Below are 17072 nucleotides of genomic sequence, written 5' to 3'. Positions count from 1 at the left end.
CTTAAATCCGGACAATTAATAAACTGGTACGCTGAGTTAATATTATGTTAACGACTTGTTTATTAACCGGGGCTGTGATGACGACGAACACGCATTTCAGAGGTGATGTAGTGAAGAAGGTTTGGCTTAACCGTTATCCTGCGGATGTGCCTGCAGAGATCAATCCTGACCGTTATCAATCCCTGGTTGAACTGTTTGAAAACTCCGTGACGCGCTACGCCGATCAGCCTGCGTTTGTGAACATGGGTGAGGTGATGACCTTCCGTAAGCTGGAAGAGCGCAGCCGGGCGTTTGCGGCCTACCTGCAACAGGGTTTAGGTCTGAAAAAAGGTGACCGGGTCGCGCTGATGATGCCGAACCTGCTGCAATATCCGGTGGCGCTGTTTGGCATTCTGCGCGCCGGGATGATCGTGGTTAACGTTAACCCGCTGTATACCCCGCGCGAGCTGGAGCATCAGCTGAACGACAGCGGCGCAGCGGCAATTGTGATTGTCTCGAACTTCGCGCACACCCTCGAGAAAGTGGTCGACAAAACCCAGGTGAAACACGTCATTCTGACGCGGATGGGCGATCAGCTCTCCACCGCCAAAGGGACGCTGGTGAACTTCGTCGTCAAGTATGTCAAACGTCTGGTGCCTAAATATCATCTGCCGGACGCCATCTCCTTCCGCCGGGCGCTGCACAACGGCTACCGCATGCAGTACGTGAAACCGGAACTGGTGCCGCAGGATCTGGCCTTCCTGCAGTACACCGGGGGGACCACCGGGGTGGCGAAAGGGGCGATGCTGACCCACCGCAACATGCTGGCGAACCTCGAGCAGGTGAACGCCACCTACGGGCCGCTGCTGCATCGTGGCAAAGAGCTGGTGATCACCGCGCTGCCGCTCTATCACATCTTCGCCCTGACCATGAACTGCCTGCTGTTTATCGAGCTTGGCGGGCAGAATGTGCTGATCACCAACCCGCGCGATATTCCGGGGCTGGTCAAAGAGCTGGCGAAATATCCTTTCACCGCCATGACCGGGGTGAACACCCTGTTTAACGCGCTGTTGAATAACAAAGAGTTCCAGCAGCTCGACTTCTCCACCCTGCATCTGTCGGCGGGCGGTGGGATGCCGGTGCAGCAGGCGGTGGCCGAGCGTTGGGTCAAACTTACCGGGCAGTATCTGCTGGAGGGCTATGGCCTGACCGAGTGCGCCCCGCTGGTGAGCGTGAACCCGCACGATATCGACTACCACAGCGGCAGCATCGGCCTGCCGGTGCCCTCCACCGAAGCCAAACTGGTGGATGATGAAGATAACGAAGTGGCGCATGGTGAACCGGGTGAACTGTGCGTGAAAGGGCCGCAGGTGATGCTGGGCTACTGGCAGCGTCCGGATGCTACCGATGAAATCATCAAGGACGGCTGGCTGCACACCGGGGATATCGCGGTGATGGATGACGAAGGTTTCCTGCGCATCGTCGATCGCAAGAAAGACATGATCCTGGTCTCCGGGTTCAACGTCTATCCGAACGAGATCGAAGACGTGGTGATGCAGCACAACGGCGTGCTGGAAGTGGCTGCGGTAGGTGTTCCGGCGGGCAGCAGCGGTGAAACGGTGAAAATCTTTGTGGTGAAAAAAGATCCGTCCCTGAGTGAAGAGGCGCTGATCACCTTCTGCCGTCGCCAGCTGACCGGCTACAAAGTGCCGAAACTGGTGGAGTTTCGCGACGAACTGCCCAAATCGAACGTCGGGAAGATATTACGACGAGAATTACGTGACGAAGCGCGCGCCAAAGTAGACAATAAAGCCTGAGCTTCGTGTTAGTCACCCAAAGACGCTGGCCATGCCGGCGTTTTTTTATGGGCGCAAACCAAAGAGAATATGATTTGAATTACCAGATGATCACCACCAACGACGAGCTGGCTTCGCTGTGCGATGTCACCCGTGACGCACCCGCCATTGCGCTGGATACCGAGTTTGTGCGGACCCGCACCTATTACCCGCAGCTGGGTCTGATCCAGATGTATGACGGAAAAAATGTGTCGCTTATCGACCCGCTGGGGATCACCGACTGGGCGCCGATGCGCGAGTTGCTGCTGAATACCGCCATCACCAAATATCTGCATGCCGGCAGTGAAGATCTGGAAGTTTTCCTCAATACCTTCGGCATCATGCCGGAGCCGCTGATCGACACCCAGATCCTCGCCGCCTTTGCCGGTCGTCCGCTGTCCTGGGGCTTTGCCGCCATGGTGGAAGAGTACACCGGGCTGGCGATCGACAAGAGCGAGTCCCGCACCGACTGGCTGGCGCGCCCGCTGACGGAACGCCAGCTCGACTACGCGGCGGCGGATGTGTTCTACCTGCTGCCGATCGCCGGTCAGCTGATGAAAGAGGCCGAAGCCTCCGGCTGGCTACCTGCCGCCCTGAATGAGTGCCGGATGACGCAGCTGCGTCGTCAGGAGATCACCGATCCGAAAGAGGCGTGGCGCGACATCAGCAACGCCTGGCAGCTGCGCACCCGCCAGCTGGCCTGTCTGCAGCTGCTGGCCGACTGGCGTCTGCGTAAGGCGCGCGAGCGCGATCTGGCGGTGAACTTTGTGGTGCGTGAAGAGCATCTGTGGGCCGTGGCGCGTTACATGCCGGGTAGCCTGGGCGAGCTGGACAGCATCGGGCTTTCCGGTTCCGAGATCCGCTTCCACGGTAAAACCCTGCTGGCGCTGGTGGAGAAGGCGCAGGCGTTGCCGGAAGAGGCATTGCCGCAGCCGCTGTTAAACCTGATGGATATGCCGGGTTATCGCAAAGCGTTTAAGGCGATCAAAGCCCTGGTGCAGGAAGTGGCGGCGGAAAGTAAAGTCAGCGCCGAGCTGCTGGCCTCACGTCGTCAGATCAACCAGCTGCTGAATGCGCACTGGAAGCTGAAACCGCAGAACGGTACGCCGGAATTGATAGCAGGCTGGCGCGGGGAACTGATGGCCGATCGCCTGAATGCGTTGCTGGAAGAATATCCGCAGTAACTGGGCTCTGTAACCCCCGGCGGCGCGATGCTTGCCGGGGCTACAAATCCGTAGGCCGGGCAAACACCGTGCCGCCCGGCAATCTCCCCGACAGCGCAATGCTTGCCAGGGCTACGGTTAAGAACGCGACTCTTCCGCTTCCGGCAGGGTCACGTTGAGCTCCAGAATCGAGATATCCCCGTCCTTTTGCTCCAGCTGTACGGTCACCATTTCCGGGTCAATCTGCACATACTTGCAGATCACTTCCAGAATGTCTTTACGCAGCTGCGGCAGATAGTGCGGTTCCGCGTCGCTGCGGCGGCGTTCTGCCACGATGATCTGCAGACGCTCTTTTGCGATGTTAGCGGTGCTTTTTTTCCGCGAGAGAAAAAAGTCCAGTAATGCCATAACTTATCCTCCGAACAGGCGTTTGAGGAAACCTTTCTTCTCTTCTTCTATGAAGCGGAAAGGACGTTCTTCTCCGAGCAGACGATCTACCGTGTCCGCATACGCTTTACCAGCGTCTGCGTTAGCGTCGAGGATAACCGGTTCACCCTGGTTAGACGCGCGCAGCACGGATTGATCTTCCGGGATGACGCCAACCAGTTTGATGCGCAGGATCTCCAGCACGTCTTCCATACTCAGCATATCACCTTTATTGACACGACCCGGATTATAACGGGTCAGCAACAGGTGCTCTTTAATCGGTTCTTCGCCATTTTCCGCACGGCGGGATTTCGAGGCGAGGATCCCTAAAATACGGTCGGAGTCGCGCACGGACGACACTTCCGGGTTGGTGGTGATGATGGCTTCATCGGCGAAGTAGAGCGCCATCAGCGCGCCGGTTTCGATGCCCGCCGGTGAATCGCAGACCACGAAATCGAACTCCATTTTTTTCAGCTCATCGAGCACTTTTTCCACGCCTTCACGGGTCAGCGCATCCTTGTCGCGCGTCTGCGAAGCGGGAAGAATATAAAGGTTGTCGGTACGTTTATCTTTAATCATCGCCTGATTCAGCGTGGCGTCACCCTGAATCACGTTCACAAAATCGTACACCACGCGGCGTTCACAACCCATAATCAGGTCAAGGTTACGCAGGCCGATATCGAAATCAATAACGACGGTTTTCTTTCCCTTCTGGGCCAAACCAGTAGCGATGGCCGCGCTGGAGGTGGTCTTGCCAACGCCTCCTTTACCCGAAGTAACAACAATAATGCGTGCCATAGAAATTCCTTGTTAAAAAGGGATCAATTCAACGGTTGAACGGTCAAAGCGTTGTCTGCCAGGCGCAGACGTGCCGCTTTGCCAGAAAATTCGGCCGGGATGTTATCACTCAGCCAGTAAACACCTGCGATGGAGACCAGCTCCGCCTCCAGGTGGGTACAAAAAATTTGCGCATCGCGATCGCCGCTGGCACCCGCCAGCGCGCGGCCTCGCATTGAGCCATAAATATGGATATTGCCATCCGCAATCAGCTCCGCCCCCGCGCTGACGTGGTTGGTCACAATCAGGTCACAGTTTGGCGCATAAATGCGCTGACCGGAACGCACCGGCAGATCAATCAATCGCGTTTTTGTGACAGGAGTAACAGGGACTTCAGGTGGGGCAGGGGGCTCTGCGCGTGGGGCTTTATCTTTGCCTTCGTTCAGCAGCGGAAGACCCGCCCGATCGATTTCGGCTTTCAGTTCAGCGTCTTTGCAGCCGCTGATGCCCACAATTCGCAGGCCGGTGGCGGTGACCGCCTGCTGCAAATGGTGCCAGTTAACCGGCGCTTCGAGGCCGCTTACGTTGATGACCACGGGCGCATGTTTCAGAAATGCGGGCGCCTGGGCGATTTTGTCTTCTAACGCCTGACGAATAACCTCGGGTTTTGCTTCATGCAAATGAACCACTGATAAGGTGAAGCTACTGCCTTTAAGCTCGATGGGCGTGTTTGACATCCTGGCCTTACTCAATTTGCTTTTACCACGACGTGCGCGCCGTGATATTCCGAAGAGTATCAGGCATGTTATAGTCACAATTATATTGAGGCAAGTCACCCTCCCGCTTAATTCAGAGTAAATATATGTTTTGTGTGATCTACAGAAGTACCCAGCGCGACCAGACCTACCTGTATGTCGAAAAAAAGGACGATTTCTCCCGCGTGCCTGAGGCACTGCTGAAAAGCTTCGGTAAGCCGCAGCTGGTGATGCTCATGCCCCTCGACGGGCGTAAGCAGCTGAGCAACGCCGATCTGGAAAAAGTAAAAACCGCATTGACCGAACAGGGCTATTATTTACAACTCCCTCCACCGCAAGAGAATTTACTCAAACAGCATCTCGAGGCGCAGGGGAAAAAATAGTTTAAGAATTATCTGTCAGCGTCACATTAACCGTTCAGGGGACGTATATGTATCAACATCATAACTGGCAAGGAGCCTTACTGGATTATCCGGTAAGTAAAGTCGTCTGCGTAGGAAGTAATTACGCAAAGCATATTCAGGAAATGGGAAGCGCGATTCCGGACGAGCCGGTGCTGTTCATTAAACCGGAAACGGCGCTCTGTGATATCCGCCAGCCGCTGGCATTACCCCAGAGGCTTGGCTCGGTTCACCACGAAGTGGAGCTGGCGGTGCTGATCGGCGCCACGCTGCGTCAGGCTTCTGAAGATCATGTGCAGAAGGCGATTGCCGGTTATGGTGTGGCGCTGGATCTGACCCTGCGCGATGTGCAGGGCAAAATGAAGAAAGCGGGCCAGCCGTGGGAAAAAGCCAAAGGCTTTGATAACTCGTGCCCGATCTCCGGATTTGTCCCGGTGTCGGAGTTTCAGGACGATCCGCAGAACACCACCCTGAGCCTGAAGGTGAACGGCGAGGTGCGTCAGCAGGGCACCACCGCCGACATGATCCATAAGATTGTGCCGCTGATTGCCTATATGAGTCGTTATTTCACCCTCAAACCGGGCGATGTGATCCTCACCGGCACCCCGGAAGGGGTGGGTCCACTCTCCGGCGGCGACGAGCTGGAAGTGGCCGTTAACGGCCTGTCGCTGAAAACCCGCGTGCTGTAATCCCCGCTTGCCGCCCCTTTTGGGCGGCAAAACTTGCATCGAGGTGCCAGACTGGTTATAAGGTGCGCTTTATTTTGACGTGTGGACATCCTTATGAGCGAAATCCCTTTCTGGCAAAGCAAAACTCTCGACAACATGACCGACGCCGAGTGGGAATCGCTGTGCGATGGCTGCGGGCAGTGCTGTCTGCATAAGCTGATGGATGAGGACTCGGACGAAATCTATTTCACCAACGTCGCCTGCAATCAGCTGAACATCAAAACCTGCCAGTGCCGAAACTACGAGCGCCGCTTCGAGCTAGAGCCGGACTGCATCAAGCTGACCCGCGATAACCTGCCGACCTTTGAATGGCTGCCGCCGACCTGCGCCTATCGTCTGCTGGCGGAAGGGAAAGACCTGCCGAAGTGGCACCCGCTGCTGGCCGGTTCCAAAGCGGCGATGCACGGCGAGCGAATTTCTGTGCGCCACATTGCGGTGCGGGAATCAGAGGTGCGCGACTGGGAAGACCATATTATGAATCACCCAAACCGCGCATAATAAAAAACCCGCCGAGGCGGGTTTTTTATTGCCGGGTGGCGCTGCGCTTACCCGGCCTACAACACCGTAGGCCCGCGCAAGCGAAGCGCCGCCGGGCATTAGCGCCCAAACAGATCGCGTTTTTTCGGTTTAAACGGCTGGGCAATCAGCACCAGCAGTGCCACGACCAGATAGGCGGCGAAAATGCCCACCAGCCACTGCGGCATCTCAAGGGTCAGGAACTCCCACTGACGCACGGAGCAGTCACCGCTTGCCACGAATACCTGCGGCAGCCACTTATCCAGCGGCAGCCAGCTCGGGAAGCGGGCGGCAAAATCGCAGGTCTGAAACGGCGACGGATGCAGCTGGATCATGGTGTGCTCCCAGGCAAGCTGCAGGCCTTTTCCGGCGCTGTAGAGCCAGATGGCAATCGCGCCGTAGCGCAGCGGGCTTTTCGGCGCGATGGCGCCGACCAGGCCTGCGCCCATCACGCCAAACAGCGCGCTGCGTTCATAGATACACAACACACAGGGCTTCAGCAACATCACATGCTGGAACCACAATGCCACCATTTCGAGCGCGAAGGCGGTCAGGGCCAACAGCAACCACGCTCCGCGTCCACGCGAGCACTGGTTCAAAAATTTCAACATAATCATTTCCCTGGAACAGGTATAGAAAGCGCAGTGTAAACGAAAACAATTTGCGCGCCAGCCTCGGCACGCAAAATATAACGTAATCGGATATTTATCATTCGTCAGTGCAGCCGGGTAATAAATTACCCGGCTGACTCACTTAATGCGTCGCCAGTATACCCGTCTGTAACATCCATTGGGTAAAAGGAATGAGGGTAATTTTGACGCACAACAAACCGATGCAGGTTAATACCACCGTATAGGGCAGAGCCATCCACACCATCCGGCCATAAGAGAGTCTTATCAGCGGCGCCAGCGCCGAGGTGAGCAGGAACAGGAACGCCGCCTGGCCGTTTGGCGTGGCGACGGAGGGCAGGTTGGTCCCGGTGTTGATCGCCACCGCCAGCAGTTCAAACTGTTGCTGATTTATCGCCCCGCTCTGTAGCGCGGTTTTGGCCTCATTGATATAGACCGAGCCGACAAACACGTTGTCGGAGATAGCCGACAGCAGGCCGTTAAACAGATAGAAGAGCGACAGCTGGGCATCTTGCTCGGCCTGTAGCACGTAGCGGATGATCGGCGCAAACAGCTGCTGGTCGACTATTACCGCCACCACTGCGAAAAAGACCGCCAGCAGGGCAGTAAAGGGCAGCGCTTCGGTAAAGGCTTTGCCGATAGCGTGCTCGTCCGTCACGCCGGTAAAGGAGGTCGCCAGGATGATCACCGACAGGCCAATCAACCCCACCTCCGCCAGATGAAATGCCAGGGCGATAATCAGCCAGACGCCAATCATCCCCTGAAAAATCAACGCCAGCTTCTGTTGACGGGTCCGCTGGCTGCGGCTCTCATCATCGTAACGCTGCAATACTTCGCGAACCTGAGTCGGGAGCAGGGTGCCGTAACCAAACCATCTGAATTTCTCCACCAGCCAGCAGGTCAGCAGGCCGCACACCAGCACCGGCACGCTGACCGGGGCCACCCGCAGGAAAAACTCGGTAAAGTTCCAGCCCACGGCTTTGGCGATGATCAGGTTCTGCGGCTCGCCGACCATGGTCATCACCCCACCCAGCGCGGTGCCCACGCCGGCGTGCATCATCAGGCTGCGCAGGAAGGCGCGAAACTGCTCCAGCACCTCGCGCTGTTTGTTATCAACCTTGCTGTCATCATGCAGGTTATCTTCCGGCTGGGCGGAGGCCACCCGGTGATAGATCCCGTAGAAGCCGACGGCGACGCTGATCACCACCGCCACCACCGTCAGGGCATCGAGGAAGGCCGATAAAAAAGCGGCCGCGATGCAGAAGGCCAGCGACAGCATCGTTTTCGAGGGGATACTCAGCAGCAGGCGGGTGAAGATAAACAGCAGTAGCTGCTTCATAAAGTAGATCCCGGCCACCATAAACATCAGCAGCAGGAGCACTTCCAGATTCGACGCCAGCTCCTCTTTCACATGCTCTGCGCTGGTCATGCCGATCGCCACCGCCTCAAAGGCCAGCAGGCCGCCCGGCAGCAGGGGATAACATTTCAGCGCCATCGCCAGGGTAAAGATGAACTCGGCCACCAGTAACCAGCCTGCGGCAAACGGGCTCACGAGAAAGATAAGAGGATTGATAACCAGAAAAATAATAAGGGTCAGTTTGTACCAGTCAGGCGACTGGCCTAAAAAATTGCGCCAGAAGGCGCGGCTATAAGACATTTCCACAACAGATTTCCTTGCCCGTCACATAATTACGTTTTAAGTATACGCAAACTGACACATGGAGGGGGCGTCAGGCCTGACTTTTAAATGATAAAAATAAAACGGCGATCCCTTTTTTCTCGCCTCGCTGCGCTATCTGCCTCTGCCTGCCTCTGGTATGATGAGTGAATTTTGTAAAAAGCAGTTAATGGAAAACTCACTATGGTCATAAAGGCGCAAAGCCCGGCGGGTTTCGCGGAAGAGTACATTATCGAGAGCATCTGGAATAACCGATTCCCCCCTGGCTCGATACTTCCCGCAGAACGCGAACTCTCTGAACTGATTGGCGTCACACGTACCACCTTACGTGAAGTGTTGCAGCGACTGGCCCGCGATGGCTGGCTGACGATCCAACACGGCAAACCGACCAAAGTGAATAACTTCTGGGAAACGTCGGGCCTGAATATTCTCGAAACGCTGGCGCGCCTCGATCACGAGAGCGTACCGCAGCTGATCGATAATCTGCTCTCAGTGCGTACCAACATCGCCACCATCTTTATCCGTACGGCGTTTCGCCAGCATCCGGATAAGGCGCTGGAAGTGCTGGCCCGTGCTACCGCCGTGGAAGATCACGCCGATGCCTTCGCCCTGCTGGATTACAACGTCTTCCGCGGCCTGGCTTTTGCCTCCGGCAACCCGATCTACGGCCTGATCCTCAACGGCATGAAAGGGCTCTATACCCGAATCGGTCGTCACTACTTCGCCAACCCGGAAGCCCGGAGCCTGGCGCTCGGCTTCTACCATAAGCTGAGTGAGCTGTGCTCTGAAGGATTGCACGATCAGGTGTACGAAACCGTGCGTCGCTACGGTCGTGACAGCGGCGAGATCTGGCACCGGATGCAGAAGTCCCTGCCGGGCGACCTGGTGATTCAGGGGCGCTAAAATAAAAAACCTCTCGCTTGAGAGGTTTTTTTTCGCCCGATGTCTGGATTTCGTAGGCCGGGTAAGGCGTAGCCGCCACCCGGCAAAACAGGCCGCACCGAACTACAACATATTGCCTTTCACCGGGCAACGTTCCAGCAGCTCCACGCTGCCGTCTTCGTTCTGCTGCTCAAGCATAATGTCAAAGCCCCACAGGCGGTGCACATGCTTCAGCACTTCCTTGCGCCCTTTATCCAGCGGCGCGCGGTTGTGCGGAATATAGCGCAGCGTCAGGGAGCGATCCCCGCGCAGATCCACATTCCAGACCTGAATGTTCGGCTCCAGATTGCTTAGGTTGTACTGGGCCGAGAGGCGGGAGCGGATCTCACGATACCCCTCTTCATTGTGGATCGCCGAAATCTCCAGGTAGTTGTTGTGATCGTCATCCAGCACCGTAAACAGGCGGAAATCACGCATCACCTTCGGCGACAGGAACTGGCTGATAAAGCTCTCATCCTTAAAGTCGCGCATCGCGAAATGGAGCGTCTCCAGCCAGTCGGACCCGGCGATATCCGGGAACCAGTATTTATCCTCTTCCGTCGGGTTCTGACAGATACGCTTGATGTCCTGGAACATGGCAAAGCCCAGCGCATACGGGTTAATGCCGCTGTACCACGGGCTGTTGTAAGGCGGCTGGAACACCACGTTGGTGTGGCTGTGCAGGAACTCCAGCATAAAGCGTTCTGTCACTTTGCCTTCGTCATACAGGTGGTTAAGGATGGTGTAGTGCCAGAAGGTCGCCCAGCCTTCGTTCATCACCTGAGTCTGTTTTTGCGGATAGAAGTACTGGCTCACCTTACGCACGATGCGCAGGATCTCACGCTGCCACGGCTCCAGCAGCGGGGCGTTCTTCTCCATAAAGTAGAGCAGGTTCTCCTGCGGCTCGGAAGGGTAGCGGCGCGCTTCCACAACCGTTTTCTCTTCTTCACGTTTCGGCAGGGTACGCCACAGCGTATTCACCTGGCTTTGCAGATACTCTTCGCGGCTTTTCTGCCGGGCTTTCTCCTCCTGCAGGGAGATCTTCTGCGGACGTTTGTAGCGATCCACGCCGTAGTTCATCAGCGCATGGCAGGAGTCCAGCAGTTTTTCGACCTCATCCACGCCGTAGCGCTCTTCGCACTGGGTGATGTAGTTACGGGCAAAGATCAGGTAGTCGACAATCGAACTGGCATCGGTCCAGCTGCGGAACAGGTAGTTATTTTTGAAAAACGAGTTATGTCCGTAGCAGGCGTGGGCCATCACCAGCGCCTGCATGGTGATAGTGTTCTCTTCCATCAGGTAGGCAATGCAGGGGTTGGAGTTGATAACGATCTCATACGCCAGCCCCTGCTGACCGTGTTTATACAGCCGTTCGGTTTCAATGAATTTTTTGCCAAACGACCAGTGGGTATAGTTAATGGGCATCCCGACGCTGGAGTAAGCGTCCATCATCTGTTCGGAGGTAATGACTTCAATCTGATGGGGATAGGCATCCAGACGGTAGAGTTTCGCCACCCGGTCAATTTCCGCCAGATAGGTGTCCAGCAGCTCGAATGTCCAGTCGGGTCCATCGCTCAGACGTGTGGTGTCCTTATTCATGGAATCAATAGTAGCCATTAGCGCGCCCTCATTGTTGGTAGCTCTCTCTGTCTGGAGAACCTCTTTTCAAGCATAGAACACGCCATTCAAAAGCGTGCTGGCACGCTATTTTTTTCTTTGCGATTTCCCGTTTTCCACATGACGAAAAAGGGGTGCCTCTCAGAATAATATGCTGGTTAAAAATGCCGCGCAGCAGGAGATGCCAAAACCACGCCACCCCCGTCAGCAGGGGAAGGTGTGAGGTAAGTCACCATAAAAAAGGCCTATGTTGAATAATATTTTCGGCTGGGTTATCAATATGTAATCAGAAGATTGTTCTTTTGCTTATTAAGGGAGTGGCTATGCGTGTTGTCATACTGGGAAGTGGCGTCGTTGGCGTAACCAGCGCCTGGTACCTGAGTCAGGCCGGGCACGACGTGACCGTCATCGATCGTGAGCCGGGTCCGGCGCTGGAGACCAGCGCCGCCAATGCCGGGCAAATTTCTCCGGGCTATGCGGCGCCCTGGGCGGCCCCGGGTGTGCCGCTGAAGGCGATTAAATGGATGTTCCAGCGCCATGCGCCGCTGGCGATCAGTCTCGACGGCACCCAGTTTCAGCTCAAGTGGATGTGGCAGATGCTGCGCAACTGCGACACCTCACACTATATGGAAAACAAAGGGCGGATGGTGCGTCTGGCGGAGTACAGCCGCGACTGCCTGAAAGCGCTGCGCGCCACCACCGGCATTCAGTATGAAGGCCGCCAGGGGGGCACGCTGCAGCTGTTCCGCACCGCCCAGCAGTACGAAAACGCCACCCGCGATATCGCCGTTCTTGAGGATGCCGGGGTGCCGTATCAGCTGCTGGAAGCCAGCCAGCTGGCGCAGGTCGAACCGGCGCTGGCGGATGTTGCCCACAAGCTCACCGGCGGCCTGCGTCTGCCCAATGACGAAACCGGCGACTGCCAGCTCTTCACCCAGAATCTGGCCCAGATGGCCGAACAGGCGGGGGTCAAATTCCGCTACAACACCTCAGTCGATAAGCTGCTGTACGAAGGGGAGAATATCTACGGCGTGCTGTGCGGCGAAGAGGTGGTAAAAGCCGACGCCTACGTGATGGCCTTCGGCTCTTACTCCACGGCGATGCTGAAGGGCATCGTCGATATTCCGGTCTACCCGCTGAAGGGTTACTCGCTGACGATCCCGGTGAAAGAGGACAGCGGGGCCCCGGTTTCAACTATCCTTGATGAAACATACAAAATCGCGATCACCCGTTTTGACAATCGGATCCGCGTGGGAGGAATGGCGGAAATCGTCGGCTTTAACACCGAGCTGCTGCAGCCGCGTCGGGAAACGCTGGAGATGGTCGTGGGCGACCTCTTCCCGCGGGGCGGTTATATCGAACAGGCGACCTTCTGGACCGGGCTGCGCCCGATGACCCCGGACGGTACGCCGGTGGTGGGCCGCACCCCGTTTAAGAACCTGTGGCTCAACACCGGACACGGCACGCTGGGCTGGACGATGGCCTGCGGTTCAGGGCAGTTGCTCAGTGATTTGATCTCCGGGCGCACACCGGCTATTCCGTTTGATGATTTAAGCGTCGCGCGCTACCGTCCGGGGTTCACTCCGTCACGTCCACAGCATTTACACGGCGCGCATAACTAACAAGGAGTCGTCATGTCCCGTCCTGTTGTGGCTCAGCTGGATCTGCAGGCCCTGAAAGATAACCTGCACATTGTCCGTCGCGCTGCGCCAGCTTCCCGGGTCTGGGCGGTGGTCAAAGCCAATGCTTACGGCCACGGTCTGGATCGCATCTGGAGCGCATTAAGCGCGACCGATGGCTTTGCGATGCTGAATCTGGAAGAGGCGATCCTGCTGCGCGAGCGCGGCTGGAAAGGGCCGATCCTGATGCTCGAAGGCTTCTTTAACAGCGATGAACTGCCGCTGTTTGATAAGTACCGCCTGACCACCAGCGTGCACAGCAACTGGCAGGTCAAGGCGTTGCAGAATGCAAAGCTGCACGCTCCGCTCGATATCTACCTGAAAGTGAACAGCGGCATGAACCGTCTCGGTTTCCAGCCGGATCGGGTTCACAGCGTCTGGCAGCAGCTGCGGGCGGTGAAAAACGTCGGCGAAATGACGCTGATGGCCCATTTTGCCGATGCAGAAAAACCGGACGGCATCACGGAGCCGATGATGCGCATTGAACAGGCGGCGGAAGGGCTGAACTGTCCGCGGTCGCTCTCTAACTCAGCGGCGACCCTCTGGCACCCGGAAGCGCATTTTGACTGGGTGCGACCGGGGATTATTCTCTACGGCGCGTCACCTTCCGGCCAGTGGCAGGATATCGCCAACAGCGGCCTGAAGCCGGTGATGACCCTGCGCAGTGAAATCATTGGCGTCCAGACCCTGAAAGCGGGGGATACCGTGGGCTACGGCAGCCGCTATCGTGCCTCGGGCGAGCAGCGCATCGGCATTGTCGCCGGGGGCTATGCCGACGGCTATCCGCGCATTGCCCCTTCCGGTACCCCGGTCTGGGTGGACGGCGTGCGCACCGGCACGGTGGGCACCGTGTCGATGGATATGCTGGCGATCGATCTCACCCCCTGCCCGCAGGCCGGGATCGGCACGCCGGTTGAGCTGTGGGGGAATGAGGTGAAAGTGGATGATGTTGCCGCCGCGGCGGGCACAATAGGGTACGAGTTGTTAACCGCGTTAGCCCCGCGGGTGCCCGTCATTACGGTGTAAAGTCGTTGTAGGCCGGGTAAGGCGTAGCCGCCACCCGGCATGAACGCCGGAGCCAAACGCCGGGTGGCGCTTACGCTTACCCGGCCTACTCCTCGATATCCTCCGCCACGCGCACGCCCACTTTCCGCACCCTGTTATCTTCTTTCTCCGCCACCGTCCAGATCATCCCGGCAAACTCCACCTGATCACCCACGACCGGCGCGGCACCGAGCAGCTTCTGGATAATTTCGCCCAGGGTCTGCTGGTTATCCCGATACTCCAGCCCTTCATCCAGGCCGTAGATCAACGCCACGTCGGCAAATTTGGCGCTGGCTTCGAGAATAAAATCCCCAAAGAAGCGCTGATCCAGCGCCACCGGCGGTGACTGGCTGAACAGCTTACCGAGGGCAGGGAGGTCGCGCTCGCGGCCAATCACGCAGAGAATATCCCCCTCGCGCAGCCGGGTGCTCCCGGTCGGGTGCAGCAGGGCATTATCGCGGAACAGGGCAGCAATGCGCGTCTCTTCAGGCATATGCAGATCCCGCAGCGAAGCCCCCACGCACCACTTGTCGGCGCTGAGCTGGTAGACAAACTGTTCCCACGGATTCTCCGGATGCAGATCCAGCCCCACGCGTGAGACCGGCCAGCCCACCGGCGGGATCACCACTTTGGCCTTTTTCGCTGCCCACGACAGGGAAGTCCCCTGGAACAGCAGCGACACCAGCACCACGAAGAAGGCCACGTTGAAGAACAGGCGGGCGTTGTCCAGCCCGGCCATCATCGGGAACACCGCGAGGATGATAGGGACCGCGCCGCGCAGCCCCACCCAGCTGATAAACACCCGCTCGCGCAGGTTAAATCCCTTAAACGGCAGCAGGCCGGCAAACACCGACAGCGGACGGGCAAAGAAGATCATCCATATCGACAGCAGCAGCGCCGGAATGGCAATCGGCAGCAGATCCGACGGCGTCACCAGCAGCCCCAGCACCAGGAACATGCCGATTTGCGCCAGCCAGGCGAGGCCGTCAAAGTTCTGCAGAATGCCAAAGCGGTTGCGGATCGGCCGGTTCCCGAGGAGGAAGCCACACAGGTAGACCGCCAGAATGCCGCTGCCGTCCATCGCGGTGGTGAGAGCGAAAATCAAAATCCCGCCGCTCAGCGCCAGCAGCGGGTAGAGCCCGGCAGGCAGTGAGATACGGTTGATCATCTGTTGCAGCAGGTAGCCGCCGGCGAGGCCAATGATGATCCCGAGGCCAAACTGCTGAATGATGTGCCAGGCGAACATCCAGCTCAGGCTGGTTTCATGCTGCTGGATCATCTCAATCAGGGTGATGGTAAGAAACACCGCCATCGGGTCGTTGCTGCCGGACTCAATCTCCAGCGTCGAGCCGACACGTTCGTTCAGCCCTTTGCCGCCCAGAAGCGAGAAGACCGCCGCGGCATCGGTCGAGCCGACAATGGCGCCAATCAGCAGGCCTTCCATGATATCCAGCTTAAACAGCCACGCTGCCATCATCCCGGTCAGGCCGGAGGTGATGAGCACCCCGACCGTCGCCAGCGACAGGGCCGGCCCCAGCGCCACGCGAAACGAGCTGGCCTGGGTGCGCATCCCGCCATCCAGTAGGATCACCGCCAGCGCGAGGTTACTGATCATGTAGGCAAAGGGGTAGTTATCGAAGGGGATCCCCCCGACGCCATCAACGCCCGCCAGCATGCCGATGGCGAGGAAAATAACCAGAATGGGGATGCCGAGACGAGAAGAAAACGAACTCAATAATATACTGCAGGTTACAAGAACTGAACCCAGGATAAAAAGACTGATTATTGCTGCGGCATCCAATGTGTGCGTACTCCCTGCGTGACGCGATGACTGTTATTAAAACCCTAACATATTAATGCCCCTTACAGCGTGCTAATCCGGCGCTTAAGGGGCTTTTTTTATGCCTTAATCACCGGATGTCCGCTCAGGGTTAAACAGGTCTTACCTGCGGCATGAACAAGCGTAGCCTGCGCACCCAGCGGCAGAGTGACGGTCTTCTGTTCGTGGCCGAAATCGAGCCCGCTGATAATCGGCACCGACACCCGGGCGCGCAGATAATCGATCATGGTCGCCAGATCGTAGCCGGCATCGTAATCATTGGCAGTCGCGCCGCTAAAACTGCCGAGCACAATCGCCTGCTGACGGTCGAGAATGCCCGCGTGATGCAGCTGCAGCAGCATGCGCTCAACGCGGAACGGGTGCTCGTTGATATCTTCCAGCACCAGAATGCCGTTCTCAATGGCGGGCAGCCAGCGGGTGCCGATCAGCGACACGACCATCGCCAGATTGCCGCCCCACAGCTGGCCTGCGCGTTCACACGCCGGGCCCTCGCCCTGCCACTCCACGGAATAAGTGCTGTTTTGCAGCGCGCGCCAGAAGTGATCCAGCGTAAAAGCGTTCAGCTCTGGTGCGCCAAAGTTGCCCGCCAGCATCGGGCCGCTGAAGGTGATGACGTTATGCAACGCCAGCAGGCCGAGCTGGATGACGGTGAAATCGCTGTGGCCGCAAATCAGCAGCGGGTCCTGCTGCTGGCGTTCGGCCAGCCCCTGCCAGTCGATCTGCTCCAGCAAGCGGCTGGCGCCGTACCCCCCGCGCACCGCCAGTACAATCTGGTTGGCACCCGGCAGGCGAGCGAGGGCGTTTATGTCGCTCAGGCGCTGCGCCTCGGTTCCGGCAAATCGCTGCTGACGGCGGGGTATAATTATCTGATTTTGCACCTGATGCCCGTCGTCCAGTAAACGCGCAACGCCCCGGTGGGCCGCTTCCTGATTAATGCAGTAACCTGATGGTGCGATGAGATGAAACTGAGACATGGCATTTCCTTGCTGACTTATAAATCTAAATGTATATATCATGCCGCCTGAGCGCGTCCTTCATCAAGCGGAGGATAGGGTAACAGCGATGAATGACCATAAGGACAGAT

General features: G+C 57.5%; 15 protein-coding genes and 2 pseudogenes. 9 read left to right on the top strand and 8 right to left on the bottom strand.

Annotation, left to right across the window (positions count from 1 at the left end):
• The first annotated feature begins 110 nt into the window (after positions 1 to 110).
• Both fadD and rnd read left to right on the top strand, forming a co-directional pair.
• Positions 111 to 1796, top strand: coding sequence for a long-chain-fatty-acid--CoA ligase FadD (fadD, locus tag ACP4QI_RS13255; RefSeq protein WP_142489925.1), 1686 nt, complete (start codon positions 111 to 113; stop codon positions 1794 to 1796).
• Positions 1797 to 1870: 74 nt separating this feature from the next.
• Positions 1871 to 2998 carry a ribonuclease D gene (rnd, locus tag ACP4QI_RS13250; protein ID WP_426495330.1) on the top strand — a complete coding sequence of 376 codons (1128 nt, stop codon included), beginning with the start codon at positions 1871 to 1873 and terminating at the stop codon, positions 2996 to 2998.
• 117 nt (positions 2999 to 3115) lie between these two features.
• Here rnd and minE read toward each other — a convergent pair whose 3' ends face one another.
• From minE to minC, 3 genes are read right to left on the bottom strand one after another with little or no spacing between them, the layout of a single operon-like run.
• Positions 3116 to 3385, bottom strand: a complete 270-nt coding sequence (gene minE / locus ACP4QI_RS13245) for a cell division topological specificity factor MinE (RefSeq protein WP_032611475.1) — start codon at positions 3383 to 3385, stop codon at positions 3116 to 3118.
• 3 nt (positions 3386 to 3388) lie between these two features.
• Positions 3389 to 4201 (bottom strand): septum site-determining protein MinD, encoded by an 813-nt coding sequence (minD, locus tag ACP4QI_RS13240; protein ID WP_142489923.1) that lies wholly within the window; start codon positions 4199 to 4201, stop codon positions 3389 to 3391.
• A gap of 23 nt (positions 4202 to 4224) precedes the next feature.
• On the bottom strand, positions 4225 to 4917 hold the full coding sequence (gene minC / locus ACP4QI_RS13235) for a septum site-determining protein MinC (RefSeq protein WP_142489922.1): 693 nt from the start codon (positions 4915 to 4917) through the stop codon (positions 4225 to 4227).
• 125 nt (positions 4918 to 5042) lie between these two features.
• On the opposite strand from minC, the gene ACP4QI_RS13230 reads away from it, so the two are divergent.
• From ACP4QI_RS13230 to ACP4QI_RS13220, 3 genes are all read left to right on the top strand, one after another.
• Positions 5043 to 5318 carry a YcgL domain-containing protein gene (locus tag ACP4QI_RS13230; RefSeq protein ID WP_142489921.1) on the top strand — a complete coding sequence of 92 codons (276 nt, stop codon included), beginning with the start codon at positions 5043 to 5045 and terminating at the stop codon, positions 5316 to 5318.
• A gap of 47 nt (positions 5319 to 5365) precedes the next feature.
• Positions 5366 to 6025: a fumarylacetoacetate hydrolase family protein gene (locus ACP4QI_RS13225; RefSeq protein WP_426495331.1), complete on the top strand. Its 660-nt coding sequence runs from the start codon at positions 5366 to 5368 to the stop codon at positions 6023 to 6025.
• 93 nt (positions 6026 to 6118) lie between these two features.
• On the top strand, positions 6119 to 6562 hold the full coding sequence (locus ACP4QI_RS13220; RefSeq protein WP_142489919.1) for a YcgN family cysteine cluster protein: 444 nt from the start codon (positions 6119 to 6121) through the stop codon (positions 6560 to 6562).
• A 98-nt stretch (positions 6563 to 6660) separates the two neighbouring features.
• On the opposite strand, the gene dsbB is transcribed toward ACP4QI_RS13220, so the two are convergent.
• The gene (gene dsbB / locus ACP4QI_RS13215; RefSeq protein WP_142489918.1) at positions 6661 to 7191 is read right to left on the bottom strand and encodes a disulfide bond formation protein DsbB; all 531 of its coding nucleotides are present in this window, start codon (positions 7189 to 7191) and stop codon (positions 6661 to 6663) included.
• 142 nt (positions 7192 to 7333) lie between these two features.
• Positions 7334 to 8872, bottom strand: a complete 1539-nt coding sequence (nhaB, locus tag ACP4QI_RS13210; protein WP_285127988.1) for a sodium/proton antiporter NhaB — start codon at positions 8870 to 8872, stop codon at positions 7334 to 7336.
• 198 nt (positions 8873 to 9070) lie between these two features.
• Between nhaB and fadR the strand changes: the two genes are divergently transcribed.
• Positions 9071 to 9790 (top strand): fatty acid metabolism transcriptional regulator FadR, encoded by a 720-nt coding sequence (gene fadR, locus ACP4QI_RS13205; protein WP_142489916.1) that lies wholly within the window; start codon positions 9071 to 9073, stop codon positions 9788 to 9790.
• Positions 9791 to 9892: 102 nt separating this feature from the next.
• Here the strand turns inward: fadR and ACP4QI_RS13200 are convergent, their stop codons facing one another.
• A complete protein-coding gene (locus tag ACP4QI_RS13200) occupies positions 9893 to 11425 on the bottom strand; it encodes a SpoVR family protein (RefSeq protein ID WP_156264025.1) in 1533 nt (510 codons plus the stop codon).
• A gap of 323 nt (positions 11426 to 11748) precedes the next feature.
• Between ACP4QI_RS13200 and ACP4QI_RS13195 the strand changes: the two genes are divergently transcribed.
• The 3 genes and pseudogenes from ACP4QI_RS13195 to ACP4QI_RS13185 form a co-directional block, all read left to right on the top strand.
• Positions 11749 to 13047, top strand: coding sequence for a D-amino acid dehydrogenase (locus ACP4QI_RS13195; RefSeq protein WP_426495332.1), 1299 nt, complete (start codon positions 11749 to 11751; stop codon positions 13045 to 13047).
• Positions 13048 to 13059: 12 nt separating this feature from the next.
• Complete coding sequence (gene dadX / locus ACP4QI_RS13190) at positions 13060 to 14130, top strand: catabolic alanine racemase DadX (protein WP_142489913.1); 1071 nt, start codon at positions 13060 to 13062, stop codon at positions 14128 to 14130.
• A gap of 97 nt (positions 14131 to 14227) precedes the next feature.
• A pseudogene (locus ACP4QI_RS13185) lies at positions 14228 to 14284 on the top strand (hypothetical protein); the annotation flags it as partial.
• Here the strand turns inward: ACP4QI_RS13185 and ACP4QI_RS13180 are convergent.
• Both ACP4QI_RS13180 and ldcA read right to left on the bottom strand, forming a co-directional pair.
• A pseudogene (locus ACP4QI_RS13180) lies at positions 14285 to 15949 on the bottom strand (potassium/proton antiporter); the annotation flags it as partial.
• Positions 15950 to 16047: 98 nt separating this feature from the next.
• Positions 16048 to 16962 carry a muramoyltetrapeptide carboxypeptidase gene (gene ldcA, locus ACP4QI_RS13175; RefSeq protein WP_142489911.1) on the bottom strand — a complete coding sequence of 305 codons (915 nt, stop codon included), beginning with the start codon at positions 16960 to 16962 and terminating at the stop codon, positions 16048 to 16050.
• Positions 16963 to 17072: the final 110 nt, after the last annotated feature.

The organism is Leclercia sp. TB492 (assembly GCF_049974505.2).
Lineage (GTDB): Bacteria > Pseudomonadota > Gammaproteobacteria > Enterobacterales > Enterobacteriaceae > Enterobacter > Enterobacter adecarboxylatus_C.
Note: the sequence above shows the minus strand (reverse complement) of the source record. Positions and strands in the feature narration are given on the sequence as shown.

Bases quoted from the DNA above. Each gene is read 5' to 3' on its own strand.
- minE (WP_032611475.1), bottom strand. From the start codon at position 3,385: ATGGCATTACTGGACTTTTTTCTCTCGCGGAAAAAAAGCACCGCTAAC.
- minD (WP_142489923.1), bottom strand. From the start codon at position 4,201: ATGGCACGCATTATTGTTGTTACTTCGGGTAAAGGAGGCGTTGGCAAG.
- minC (WP_142489922.1), bottom strand. From the start codon at position 4,917: ATGTCAAACACGCCCATCGAGCTTAAAGGCAGTAGCTTCACCTTATCA.
- ACP4QI_RS13230 (WP_142489921.1), top strand. From the start codon at position 5,043: ATGTTTTGTGTGATCTACAGAAGTACCCAGCGCGACCAGACCTACCTG.
- ACP4QI_RS13225 (WP_426495331.1), top strand. From the start codon at position 5,366: ATGTATCAACATCATAACTGGCAAGGAGCCTTACTGGATTATCCGGTA.
- ACP4QI_RS13220 (WP_142489919.1), top strand. From the start codon at position 6,119: ATGAGCGAAATCCCTTTCTGGCAAAGCAAAACTCTCGACAACATGACC.
- dsbB (WP_142489918.1), bottom strand. From the start codon at position 7,191: ATGTTGAAATTTTTGAACCAGTGCTCGCGTGGACGCGGAGCGTGGTTG.
- fadR (WP_142489916.1), top strand. From the start codon at position 9,071: ATGGTCATAAAGGCGCAAAGCCCGGCGGGTTTCGCGGAAGAGTACATT.
- ACP4QI_RS13200 (WP_156264025.1), bottom strand. From the start codon at position 11,425: ATGGCTACTATTGATTCCATGAATAAGGACACCACACGTCTGAGCGAT.
- ACP4QI_RS13195 (WP_426495332.1), top strand. From the start codon at position 11,749: ATGCGTGTTGTCATACTGGGAAGTGGCGTCGTTGGCGTAACCAGCGCC.
- dadX (WP_142489913.1), top strand. From the start codon at position 13,060: ATGTCCCGTCCTGTTGTGGCTCAGCTGGATCTGCAGGCCCTGAAAGAT.
- ldcA (WP_142489911.1), bottom strand. From the start codon at position 16,962: ATGTCTCAGTTTCATCTCATCGCACCATCAGGTTACTGCATTAATCAG.